Genomic DNA, 13,551 nt, shown 5'->3' with positions numbered 1-13,551 from the left:
TTCACCAAAAACTGAAAAAAATGTCTTTCAATATAGTTAAAGCAATAGTCGTAGTAGCCTGCTGTGTTGGTTTTACGGCCTGCACCCTGGATGAAAAGCTGGGTTCCACGCTGACCAAAGACCACGCCGACTCTATTATCAAAGCCTCTCAGCTGTTACAAACAGCCTACAACAATTTACAGATGGCTTACCAGGATTTCTCCCAGGTATGGGGCATGTCTGAAATCGCCACCGATGAAGCCCTTGGGCCCACACGTGGTAAAGACTGGGATGATGGTGGTGTTTGGCGTGCCTTACATGAGCACAAATGGACACCAGACCATTCGCATATAGCGAATAGTTTCAGCCGGCTATTACTGGAGCAATTCAGTGCCACCAACGTATTAAATTTCCACCCTACTGCAGGGCAGGAAGCAGAAGCCAGGTTTCTGAGGGCATTATCTATGTACTCCGTATTAGATCTGTATGGTCAGGTTCCTGTCCGTCAACCCGGCGATGATTTGCTGAAAGCGCCTAAGGTAATGACCCCACAGGAAGCCATCGATTTCATGGTTGCAGAATTGAATGCCATTATGCCTAACCTCGGTGACAGGCCCGCTACTCCTGCTTATGTAGCTAATAAAGATGCAGCCCGTTTCCTGCTGATGAAATTATACCTGAATAAGGGCACTTTTATCAATAGGAAAACACCCACCTTCGATGCCGCTGACATGCAAAAGATCATTGCACTGGCAGACCAGATTACTGCGGTGGGCGCCTATAGCATTGGGGCTGGCGATTACTTCAAAAACTTTGCGCGGGATAATGATCTGATCTCTAAGGAAAATATCTTCACGCAACAAAACGGACCTGGTATCAGCACCGCCAGAGGTGATAACGGTAATAACGTTTATTGCCGCTGGATGTGTACGCTCCATTACAGTATGACGCCTAGCGGCTGGAATGGCTTTACTACTCTTTCTGACTTCTACCATAAATTTGAAGCAGCCGACAGCCGTATTGGTGGCGCCTATCCAGGTCTTACTGAATTAACTGGTACCAAAGTAGGTTTCCTCGTTGGACAACAATACGATAAGAACGGTAATAAAATACTGGACAGAAGTCAACGTCCGCTGATCTTTACAGAGGCCGTAGAGTTGAGAGCTACTGGTGACCAGGTAGAAATGTCAGGTATCCGGGTACTTAAATATCCACCAGACATGCTGACCACAAATAAATCATCCGGTAACAATGAAGCCAGCAACGACTTTGTATTCTTCCGTTATGCGGATGTTTTACTGATGAAAGCAGAAGCACAGTTAAGAACTGCCAATGCCGGCGCCGGTTTGCTGATCGTCAATGATCTGCGTGCCAAGCGTGGCGCATCTCCACTGCCTACCTTAACCCTCGCCAATATGCTTGATGAAAGAGGCCGCGAATTATATTGGGAAGGCTGGAGAAGACAAGACCTGATCCGCTTCGGTAAATTCCTCGATCCATGGCAGCTGAAACCAACAGATGATGAGAAAAACCTGGTATATCCGATTCCTACCAGCGACCTCGCTGTAAATCCAAACCTGAAACAGAACCCAGGTTACTAATTATATTCCTTTTGCTGCAGGCAGGATCTATATGATCCTGCCTACCGGCAAAACTTCCTGCTACATGCTGTTTAATAACTTTTACGCATTACATCCGTAGTGTGATGGGATACTTTTTGCGTAGAAAATCAATCGTTCATATGTATACAAAAGCTTTGCTAAGGCGCTCAGGATGGCTACTACTGCTTACCTGCCTGTCAGCCCAGGCACAAAACCCGGTAAAAAAGATCGGCAAAGTAAACACGGTAAAGATCGCTGGCCAGCAAATCAATATCAGTGCAGAAAATGCTTTCGCAGAAATCACTGTGTACAGCCCGGCCGTGATCCGGGTAAGAATGGACCAACATCCGCTGCCCGCTGACTTCTCCTATGCAGTGATCGCCAAACCGGTTGCTACTAAAGTACAGACTACGCAAAATGATAGTGAAATCAAAGTAATCACGGACTCGCTGCAACTGCGCATCACAAAAAATCCTTTTTCCATCCATTTTTTTACCCCTTCGGGAGAAGTGATTAACGAAGATGAAGCCGGGTTAACTACCTCCTGGATTGGAGATGATGTAACCACGTACAAAAAAATGCAGGAAGGCGAAAGATTCATTGGCCTGGGAGAAAAAACCGGTAACCTCGATCGTAAAGGAGAAGGCTATACGAACTGGAATTCAGACAAGTTCGGATATGCTGCCAATCAGGATCCTATCTACGCGACCATTCCTTTTTATGTGGGCATCCATCATCATATTAACTACGGTATTTTCTTCGACAATACTTTTCAGAGCGACTTTAACTTTGGCGCCAGCAATAACCGGTTTTCCTCTTTTGGCGCAAGAGGAGGGGTGATGAACTACTATTTCATCTATCATCCGCAAATGGCTGATATCATTGCCTCTTACACTGCCCTCACCGGTCGTATGCCTATGCCACCCCTGTGGAGCCTGGGCTATCAGCAAAACCGCTACAGCTATTATCCGGACACCGAAGTATTGCGCATCGCGCAGACCCTGCGGGAGAAAAAAATACCCGCCGATGGTATCACCCTCGACATCCACTACATGGATGCCTACAAACTATTTACCTGGAACAAAGATCGTTTCCCCAATCCGTCTCAGCTGACCAAACAACTGGGCAATATGGGATTCAAAATCACCGTCATCGTAGATCCCGGCATCAAAGTAGAAGACGGCTATGCCGCTTATGAAAACGGTAAAAAAGAAGACATCTTCATTAAATACAGTGATGGTCAAAACTATACCGGCCAGGTATGGCCCGGCTGGTGCCACTTTCCGGACTTTACCAACGCAAAAGGCCGCGATTGGTGGAAAGGCCAGATTAAATCGTATATGCGTGATGGTGTACGCGGCATATGGAACGACATGAATGAAATAGCTACCTGGGGACAGAAAATGCCAGACAATGTCATCTTCGATTACGAAGGCCATCCGGTTACCCATCAGCAGGCACATAATATTTACGGATTACAGATGGTGCGCGCCAGCTATGAAGGCAGCAGGGAAGAGCTGAAAAAACGGCCCTTTCTATTAACCAGGGCCGCCTATGCAGGATCCCAGCGCTATAGCGCAATATGGACCGGCGACAATCGCGCAGAAGAAGATCATATGTTACTCGGTGTTCGCCTGTTAAATAGTTTAGGCGTTAGCGGTATGCCTTTCTCCGGCATGGACATCGGTGGTTTTACCGGCAATCCTACTGTGAGCCTGTATGCCCGCTGGATGCAGATAGGGGCCTTCATTCCGTACTTCCGTAATCATACCGGCATTAATACCAAATCATCTGAGCCATGGGCATATGGAGAAGAAGTACTGGAGATTACCCGCAACTATGTTAATCTGCGCTATCGCTTACTTCCCTATCTCTATAGCTCCATGTATGAAGCCACCCGCACCGGCATGCCCGTAATGCGTACGCTGGCCCTCACCAATACTTTTGATCCTAAAGTATACGATACCCGCTTTCAGAATCAATATGGATATGGTAGCGCATTTATGATAGCTCCTTTCGAGAGCACAAAAGAATTCGGTTCCGTTTACTTCCCGGAAGGAAAATGGTATAATCTTTACAACGACAGCACCACCACCGGCAACCAGGAAGTGGTTACTCCGCTGAACCTAAAAACGTTGCCGGTATATATAAAAGAAAGCAGTATTGTACCTATGCAATCGCTGATACAAAATACTGCAGAAAAGCCATCAGACACCCTCTTCCTTCATATCTACAAAGGAAATCAATCACATTCCTTTGTTTATTATGAAGATGACGGAGAAAGCTTTGACAATGAAAAAGGTGTTTTCTATCAACGTACCATCACTTATAATCCGGCAGACAAGAAAATTATATTGGAAAAAGCAACTGGTAGCTATGCCACTAAATTTCATCACATACAACTATTACTTCACGGATTTAATGAGCAAAAAAGTATAACCGTTAACGGTAGCCCGCTATCGTTACAAACAAACGGGTATACTTTCCTTTCACCTATTTCCCGTTTTGATCCGCAAGGGTTCTCTATTCCGGCTGAGCGTTGCACTGTACAGCAGGCAACCTTGGATAATGGTAATCAGCTCATTAACGTGGATTTGTAATAAAAGGAACGGCCCCCTGGATTTTCCAGGGGGTCTTCTTTATATTTGGGCATGAAATATTTAGCCTTTATTCTTTTTTTAGGACTCACTGCTTGTCAATTTTCTTCGGGTAAACAAAGTGTAACTACAACGAATACACGTGACTCCGTTTCCTCACCGGATATAAACCGACTACTGGAACTCTACAAAACATTTAATTCCGATACCTTAGAAATAGACTCCAAACCAGGCGAAGAAGTAAGGCACTGGAAATATCGTGGCACCCTGATAGACTCTTCTCTGCTTCACCTGCTGCCAGTAAGCACCGATAGGTATGAGCCATTCTTTTATGCCTGTTATAAATTCGACCTCGATGCCAATACCGTTGGCTTAATCACAAGAACACCTTCTGAATATGAGTCCTCTTCCGTGAAATTATTTGCATGGCATAAAAAAACGAATGTCATTACCCTTGAAACAGAGCTGGCTGATTCCTGGGGAGATGCAGGTGATGCCGTAAACAAAAGTTCCTGGCTATACCGTAACCAACAAAGAGACTGGATGGGCTTAATTGAACAGCTTAACCACAGTGAGAGTATAGATGATACTACTTTACCTATCTCTGAAACATATGACTACTACCACTTTAAGTGGAACGGTAACCGGATAGATACGATCAGTACAGATAGTTCCGCGCTGGTAGAAATTCATAACCAGATTGCTCCGCCGGAGAAAAAATAAAAAAGCTCCGCAACACGATATAAAAAAGAGCGTGTATCAAAAATGATACACGCTCTTTTATTTAATAGTGCTGATAATAGATCAGGGAATTTGATACCTTTTATTTATCCCCATCTCCTTATAGCCTGATTAACTTGGTACTACTCACTTTACGTGTTTTCTGGCTGGTTACCCTGATAATCCATGTACCTACGTGTACCTTACTGATATTAACACTTACGGGTTGTACGCCTTTGCCCGCAGGCACATATACCTGTTGTACTACCGGTGCATTTCCCTGCAGGTCTATCACCTCTATCAGTAATTTATCGCCCGGATTACCATCTACTTTCAACCATATCTCGTTGCCATTGGCAGGATTAGGATAGGAAAGCAGGGTAGCAGGAGCTGATTTGGATAACGCCGCATCATTTGCAAAGGCTGCGCCTGTGCAATCTCTCACGTATTCCCATGGCTTACCGGAGCCGGTATTCAGATCCGGCTGCTCGCCTTGTGTCCACCATTTGGAGTTGTATACTTTGCCGGCATATACTACCTGGCTGCCACCATTATAAGCCGTTGTAGCTACCCATGCAGCAACACCACCGCAACCACCGCCACCGGCAGGATTTACCACCACATTTACCACAGCGGAAGTAGTAGAGGCCCCTCCATTATCCGTTGCTTTGGCAGTAATAGCGTAACTACCTGCCGCTACATTGGTCCAGGTGTAGCTATATGGTGCTATGCTATCATAACTCAACACCGTAGTACCATTATAGAAAGTAACATATGCTATAGTGCCATCTGTATCTGCGGCAGTAACGTTAACGGCTATACTGGCCGGAGCAGTAAATGATGCATTGTTAGCAGGTGAGGTAATGCTCACAGTTGGCGGTGTATTGCCAGGTGTGCCACCACAATCCCTTACATATTTCCAGGGTTTGCCGGAGCCGGTATTCAGGTCTGGCTGATCGCCCTGTGTCCACCACTGGGCACTGTATACTTTACCAGCATATACCACCTGGGCACCTCCGTTATAAGCGGTAGTAGCTACCCATGCAGCAATACCATCGCAACCACCGCCACCGGCAGGATTCACAATGATATTCACTACGCTTGAAGTCGTAGATGCGCCACCGTTATCCGTTGCTTTAGCAGTAATAGCGTAGTTACCTGCTGCTACATTGGCCCAGCTATAGCTGTATGGTGCAACAGAATCTACTGACAGCAAAGTGCCGCCATTATAAAATTCTACTCTTACAATAGTGCCTGCACTATCTGTTGCCGTAGCGTTTATTAACACGGTAGCCGGTGCAGTATAAGTAGCATTATTGGCCGGAGCGGTAATATTTACCACTGGTGGTTTATTACCAGGAGTATTTACTTTCACCGTAACAACCGCCGAACGGGTACTGTCGCCTTTATTATCTGTTGCCAGGGCGGTGAGATTGTAAGTACCGACAGATACATTGTTCCACACATAGGTATATGGAGCTACACTGTCTGTTGCCAGGAGCGCACTACCGTTATAGAATTTTACAGATTTCACGGAACCATCGGAATCAGTTGCAGTAGCCTGAATAGTAATACTGGCCGGTGCATTGTAATTGGTATTGTTGGCCGGTGCCGTAATATTTACTACAGGTGGGATATTCACCGGGGTGCCACCAAAGAAATATTCGTAATAGTTGTTTGCAAACTCATCGGCATGTACCTTATCCCAGTTAATAGACCAGGTCATGATACCTCTGAAGTTAGGATAACCACCAGGCTTGCGTAGCGTATATGCGCCACCGTATGCCTGTCCTTTAATTAAATAATCCAGTGCTTTTTTCACATTCGCCGGGGTGGTGTAACCACCGCCTGCTGCGCTGGGAGATGCCGGTACACCGAAGGCTACCTGGTCTTCCCGAAGCGGTGGGAATACTTTACCAGTACCAGATACCGGGAATCCCTGTAACAGGATTTCTGACATGGCAACAATGAAATCAGAAGTCGCCTGATTGTAGATGCCATTGTCGAGGCCCATTACAGAACCCGTATTATAATATTGCGGGTGGATGAAAGTAAGCTCTGTACGCAAACCATGAATCACCGGCAGATAAGCACCTACCAATGGTCCATAGGCGGAACCATAGGCTGTTTGTACATAATAAGTTTCCGGCGCCATAGTCAGCCAGCAATCTTTACCGAGTCCTTTACGATAAGCCACTACTTCTTTTATAGCAGCTATCAGGTTAACTACTTTGGGAGTAGTAGGGTTGGTAAAATCATTGTCGCCGCTGTTGAGCTGCAGGTTAGCACCTCCTTCAATATCTATATCGAAGCCATCAAAATTATACTGGTCCAGCAAGGCTTTCAGGGATGTAACGAAAGCTTGTTTTTGCGTGGTGGTGGTAAGATCCAAGGTACCTGTTTCACCGCCAATAGACAACAGCACTTTTTTGCCCTGTGATTGCAGGTAAGCAACATCAGAAGCGAATACGGCAGGAGTGGTGTTCTCCGGTACAAAACTCATGGTAGCCTTATCCGTACCACTCATAGCAAACGCAATTTCAATGACGTTGTATTTCGGATTTATATTACGGAGAGGGATATACGGAGATGCATCTGTGGGTGTACCCCAGTTTTGCCAATAGCCTACAATCACTTTTCCGGTGCTCACTGAACCGCCGGTTACTGTAATATTAGCTACTGTGGAAGTAGTGCTGGCGCCTTTATCATCCGTAGCAATAGCTTTGATAGCATAGCTGCCAACGGCAGCGCTGGTCCAGCTATAGCTATACGGTGCAGTACTATCGATAGCCAGCAGCGTGGTATCGCGATAGAAAGCCACCCGTTTCACCACCCCATCGGTATCACTGGCAGATGCCTGTATGTTAATCGTTGCGGGCAGGGTATAAGTGGCATTGTTAACCGGTGAAGTGAGATTTACTTTAGGTGGTATATTGCCGACTACGTTACCTGCAAAAACTTCATTGATCTTATTCACCAGGGGAGAAGTGGTGTTAGGGCAATAGATCAGTTTTCCCTTGGGCTGTGTGGAAGCAGTCATATTAAGCATATCACCGAATACCTGCCAGATGATCACACCCGCCAGGTTATTGTCTTTGATATACTGTGCTTTTTCACCAACAGAGCGTTCGTTGTCATAGCTGAGGAAAAAGCTGCCATTGGTTTTATAAGGTACTTTAGCTACATCATCCCAGTGGTCTGTCCAGCCGGAGCCACTTCCTGTTTTGTTAAGGATATAGCTGTAGTTGGGCGTACCATCCCACTGGTCTTTGGCCCAGTTGGTATAGTCCGCGCAGGTTTGTATAGGACCATCGGGCTGCACCGTTTCAGCGCGTTTAACGGTAGCGCCATTCAGGGCCGCCGTACCGCTGGTGATTACACCACGGCCGTAAAAAGGAGCGCCCAGGTTCACTTTACTCATGTTTACACCCAGTGCACGGAGGGCCTGCGTAGTGGCATTGAGGGAAAATCCACTGTATTCTGCGCCAGGATAATCATATAATGGTGCATTATGTCCGGCTTTATTGGACCAGCCACCATTATAATCATAGGTCATCATGTCAAAATAATTCATGGAATTATTGAGTCTTGCCCAGTCGAAACCCTGTAGTTTAGCGGGTGCAGCTGCAAAACAGGCGGTGATGATCTTACTCGGGCCAATAGCGGTGCGCAGTTGCTCTACCAGTGCGGCAAAGTTAGCGAAGTCCGCCGGGCCATAATGTTCGATGTTCATACCGGGATCATTAGGATACTCCCAGTCGAAGTCGATACCATCAAAACCCATGCTGATCAACTCCTGGCAACCAGCTATAAACCGGGCCCTTTTGGTGGCATCAGCGGCCATTTCAGGGTAGTGTTTACACATGCTCCAGCCACCGATAGAAGCGACTACTTTTACGCCCTTCTGATGTGCGAGGTCAATGACACCTGGTGCACCGCCCTGTTTGGGAACGGATAAAGGGAAAGACCCTGTTTTACCGGTGTTGACATTACTCCATCCTCCACCGGAATTGCGATAGCCCAGTGAATAAGCGTAACTGCCATCCGATATATTATAAAGGATGTCCAGTTCTCCATACAGGAGGTACATATCCCAGCTGCTGTAAATATCTGTATTTACCAAAGCTGCCGGGGCTTGCGTGGCTCCTACCTGGTAAATGTTTTTATTGCGGTAGTCGCCACTGTGCAGGGAACCATCTACCGCTACGCCAAAGAAAGAAAAATTAAGCTGGGTGTACTGCGAGTAGTCCACATTCAAGTGATTATAACCGCCAGCAGGTACAATGCCTGCGATATTTTTCCAGGCATCCCATTGGGTGATATAGCCTATCACCTGTTTGCTGTGTTGATGAGTGGTGGCTGGTACAGGCGGGCTTACCTGCGCCATCAGAGTGCTGCTCAGGAGGCCTGGCAGTAGCCAGCATGCGAGCAGCATCCGGCGTACTATGCCGGTTCTTAATGTAAAGAGGGAATTCATACTGTTGATTTTATTGTGGTTGAAAAAAAATCATACGTTTTGGTTGATATGGGTTGCTCTTACACACGCTACGGGTATTCCAGGCAGTGGGCGCCTCATTACAGGTTCAGTTTTTCAAACGGCAGAATTACACAATGGAATGCACATTACAGCGGCTCTCTGAAGCGATGTCGGGAAGGAGTCCGAATAGTACCATCGGAAAGCATAAATTATTTTTTTTCCTGAAAATAATTCCTTCTTCAATCGATTGCCGCCCTGTAATCATTGAATATTTAGCTACTTAAAGAAAGCCCCTCCTGCCCGGGCGCAATACCTTCGCACTCAACATAAAGCAGGCAGTATAGTGGTAATGGCCAGATGTTGTTGGTCATGACTATCAATATTTTATATCATAAAAAAGGCTTTCTGCGTTTAAATGCAGAAAGCCTTTTTTAATGTTAGCACGTTATTATTTATCCCTGATGATAGTGATAAATCCTTTCACGGTGCTGTTGTTATCTTTAATAAGAAGAATATAATAGTAAGTACCCTCAGCGAGCGGGTTGCCATTAGCAGTACCATCCCAGTYATTGCTATAGTTCTTGCGATGATATACTACACGGCCTGCACGATCGTAGATCGTTACTTCATTGTCAGGATAGCTTGCCAGGTTATTTACTACCCATCTGTCGTTTTTCCCATCTCCATTAGGCGTCAGGATATTGGTCGCATCTATTTTTAATCCTTCTGCTACCGTAATGGTGATCTTCCCGGTATTACTACAGCCGTTGACGTTAGTAGCAGTAACCTGGTAAGTAGTGGTGGCCTGTTGTTTCACTTTCAATACAGCCTCCTGTTGCCCGCTGATAATGCCATCTGCATTTGCCCAGCTGTAGGTATTACCTCCGCTGGCAGTCAACTGGATCACATCTCCTTTATTGATGGTAGTTCCTTTATCACTACTAATCACGATTACCGGCAGACTGTTAACCGTCACTTTAAAGGTGCGCTGCAGGGCATCCACGCCGCCATTGGCGGTACCGCCGTTATCCTTTACCGTTACTGTTATATTGGATACACCGCTGACACCGGCTTTCATACTATAGGAGATCAGGCCCGTGTTGTTCACTGTTAATGTGCTGAAATAAGACTGATCCGCCGTTACAGTGTAAGTCAGGGTTTGTCCTGCTTCTACCGGCGATGCACCTGTTATCTGCAATGTTTGTACATCGCTGACGTTACAAACACGTTGATCATTGATAACATCCATTACCGGCGCCTGATTCACCTGGTTCACGTTGATCGTCAGTACTTTTTCTACGGTTAATCCATTGTTGCTGGTAGCCATTACCCGAATGCTCCTCGCTCCATAGTTCAACACGGCGGCAGTCTGCAACTGGTTGCCCACAATCCGGAAAGCATTATTATCTGTACTGCCGGTACCGGTTACCAGGCTATAGGTAAATGTGGCAGCAGGATCTGCACTAACAGCAGACAATGTCCCTACGAGCGTACCTGCAGGGCCCCTTTCGTTGATGGTATTATTGTCGATCCTGATATCTGTTGGCGGTAATAATATTGGTATCACACTAATGCTAACAGTTTCAGCTGCACTTGTATTCAGGCCATCGCTTACCCTCACCGTTAAAGTAACGGTAGTATTTACTTTACTATCCAGAATGGTTTTGTCTTTTACAGTGATTGTTCCTGTGACTGGGTCTATAGCGAAAGCTCCACCGGAACCATCTATTGTAATGGTCCAGTGTTGCAGCGTGCCCACTGTTTCCCTGGCTGTGAGCGTACCCACTATTGTTCCAACCGGACTGTGTTCATTCACGCTAAATGCCTGACCAGGGGTAATTACCGGTGCAGTCAGATCAGCGGTAGTAGCTAATGTGTTGGAAGCGCTATTGCCATTGCCACCAATATTCACCGCTACGTCCGCCGGCAATGAAACACTGATAGCACCATCGGTGGTTGGTGTGATGATGATGGTATAAGTAATATTGTCGGTGGTTTGCGGTGCAGCAACTGTAGCATTTATCAGGGAGAAATCACCCGCAGTGAGTCCAGTCACCGCTTCGCTGAATACCACATTCACTGTAAACGGCGCATTGACAATGGCCGCAGCAGTGGTGGACAACGTTACTGTTGGATGTACCGTATTAACAAATACACCCGTGGTATTGCCAATACTATTCAAGAGAAGAACAGCATTATTATTCGCTGCGTCCCTGATAGTCGCACCATTCAGCGACAGGGTAGTACCAAGTGTGATACCGTCCATATCCTGGTCTCCGTTTTGCACCGTGTAACTGAAAGATAAGTTCTGCGTACCGGTGCCTCCAATGTAAACCGCTGAAACATTTGCTCCTCCTATATTTACACTGATGGATGGCACGCCGCCAGTAGTATTAACTGTCACATTCTCACTGTATGTCACTGTAAAGTTCAACACACTGCCAGCTTTATAATAACCATTCGCAGGTACACTTACCTGTGTTACTACCGGTGCGGTTATATCTGCCGTTACACTAATCGTGTTGCTCGCAGTGTTACCGTTGTTGCCAATATTCACCGCTACGTCTGCCGGCAATGAAATGCTGACAGCACCATCGGTTATCGGTGCGATGACGATGGTATAAGTAATGTTGTCGGTGGTTTGCAGCGTAGCAGCACTCGCATTGGTTAATGCAAAGTCTGATACAGTAAGACCAGTTACCGCTTCGCTGAATACCACATTCACTGTAAACGGTGCATTGACAATAGTCGCAGCAGTGGTGGACAACGTAACTGTTGGATGCGCCGTATTAACAAATACACCCGTGGTATTGCCAATATTATTCAAGAGAAGAACAGCATTATTATTCGCTGCGTCCCTGATAGTCGCACCATTCAGCGACAGGTTAGTACCAAGTGTGATGCCGTCCATATCCTGGTCTCCGTTTTGCACCGTGTAACTGAAAGATAAATTCTGTGTACCGGTGCCTCCCGTGTAAACCGCTGAAACATTTGTTCCTCCTATATTTACACTGATGAATGGCACACCGCCAGTAGTATTAACTGTCACATTCTCACTGTATTTCACTGTAAAGTTCAACACACTACCAGCTTTATAATAACCATTTGCAGGTACACTTACCTGTGTAATTACCGGTGCGGTTATATCTGCCGTTACACTAATCGTGTTGCTCGCAGTGTTACCGTTGCTGCCAATATTCACCGCTACATCTGCCGGCAATGAAATGCTGACAGCACCATCGGTTATCGGTGTGATAACGATGGTATAAGTAATGTTGTCGGTGGTTTGCAGCGTAGCAGCACTCGCATTGGTTAATGCAAAGTCTGATACAGTAAGACCAGTCACCGCTTCGCTGAAGACAGCAGTTACCGTAAACGGCGCGTTCACCACGGCTGCGGCAGTGGTAGACAGTGTTACTGTTGGATGCACTGTATTTACGAATACGCCTGTGGTATTACCGATATTATTCAAGAGAAGGGCAGCATTATTATTCGCTGCGTCCCTGATAGTAGCACCATTCAGCGACAGGTTAGTACCAGGTGTGATACCGTCCATATCCAGGTCTCCGTTTTGTACCGTGTAACTGAAAGATAAATTCTGTGTACCGGTGCCACCAGTATAAACCGCTGAAACATTTGTTCCTCCTATATTTACACTAATTGATGGCACGCCGCCTGTAGTGTTAACGAGCACATTTTTACTGTATGTCACTATAAAGTTCAACACACTACCAGCTTTATAATAACCATTTACAGGTACACTTACCTGTGTAATTACCGGTGCGATTATATCTGCCGTTACACTAATCGTGTTGCTCGCAGTGTTGCCATTGCCGCCAATATTCACCGCTACGTCTGCCGGCAATAAAACGCTGACAGCACCATCGGTTATCGGTGTGATAATGATGGTATAAGTAATGTTGTCTGTGGTTTGCAGCGTAGCAGCACTCGCATTGGTTAATGTAAAGTCTGCTACGGTAAGACCAGTTACCGCTTCGCTGAACACAGCAGTTACCGTAAACGGTGCGTTCACCACGGCTGCGGCAGCGGTAGACAGTGTTACTGTTGGATGCGCCGTATTAACAAATACACCCGTGGTATTGCCGATATTATTCAAGAGAAGAACAGCATTATTATTCGCTGCGTCCCTGATAGTCGCACCATTCAGCAACAGGTT

General features: G+C 46.2%; 5 protein-coding genes. 3 read left to right on the top strand and 2 right to left on the bottom strand.

Going from position 1 to position 13,551, the window contains the following annotated elements:
- The first annotated feature begins 20 nt into the window (after window positions 1-20).
- The 3 genes from AB4Z08_RS06055 to AB4Z08_RS06045 all read left to right on the top strand — a co-directional run bounded on the left by AB4Z08_RS06055 (window position 21) and on the right by AB4Z08_RS06045 (window position 4,900).
- A complete protein-coding gene (locus AB4Z08_RS06055; protein WP_441572838.1) occupies window positions 21-1,580 on the top strand; it encodes a RagB/SusD family nutrient uptake outer membrane protein in 1,560 nt (519 codons plus the stop codon).
- A gap of 140 nt (window positions 1,581-1,720) precedes the next feature.
- Window positions 1,721-4,180: a glycoside hydrolase family 31 protein gene (locus AB4Z08_RS06050; RefSeq protein WP_441572837.1), complete on the top strand. Its 2,460-nt coding sequence runs from the start codon at window positions 1,721-1,723 to the stop codon at window positions 4,178-4,180.
- 51 nt (window positions 4,181-4,231) lie between these two features.
- Entirely contained in the window at window positions 4,232-4,900 is a 669-nt protein-coding gene (locus AB4Z08_RS06045) for a hypothetical protein (protein WP_441572836.1), read from the top strand.
- A 118-nt stretch (window positions 4,901-5,018) separates the two neighbouring features.
- Here the strand turns inward: AB4Z08_RS06045 and AB4Z08_RS06040 are convergent, their stop codons facing one another.
- Together AB4Z08_RS06040 and AB4Z08_RS06035 are read right to left on the bottom strand one after the other, a co-directional pair.
- Window positions 5,019-9,374, bottom strand: a complete 4,356-nt coding sequence (locus AB4Z08_RS06040) for a glycosyl hydrolase family 18 protein (RefSeq protein WP_441572835.1) — start codon at window positions 9,372-9,374, stop codon at window positions 5,019-5,021.
- A 448-nt stretch (window positions 9,375-9,822) separates the two neighbouring features.
- A partial coding sequence (locus tag AB4Z08_RS06035) for an Ig-like domain-containing protein (RefSeq protein ID WP_441572834.1) occupies window positions 9,823-13,551 on the bottom strand: 3,729 nt, incomplete at its 5' end.

Source organism: Chitinophaga sp. RAB17, assembly GCF_052114225.1.
Classification (GTDB): domain Bacteria; phylum Bacteroidota; class Bacteroidia; order Chitinophagales; family Chitinophagaceae; genus Chitinophaga.
The sequence above is the reverse complement of the archived record's forward strand: the minus strand, read 5'-3'. Positions and strand labels throughout refer to the sequence as shown.

Coding starts and splice junctions, on each gene's coding strand:
- AB4Z08_RS06055 (WP_441572838.1), top strand. CDS start 21: ATGTCTTTCAATATAGTTAAAGCAATAGTCGTAGTAGCCTGCTGTGTT.
- AB4Z08_RS06050 (WP_441572837.1), top strand. CDS start 1,721: ATGTATACAAAAGCTTTGCTAAGGCGCTCAGGATGGCTACTACTGCTT.
- AB4Z08_RS06045 (WP_441572836.1), top strand. CDS start 4,232: ATGAAATATTTAGCCTTTATTCTTTTTTTAGGACTCACTGCTTGTCAA.
- AB4Z08_RS06040 (WP_441572835.1), bottom strand. CDS start 9,374: ATGAATTCCCTCTTTACATTAAGAACCGGCATAGTACGCCGGATGCTG.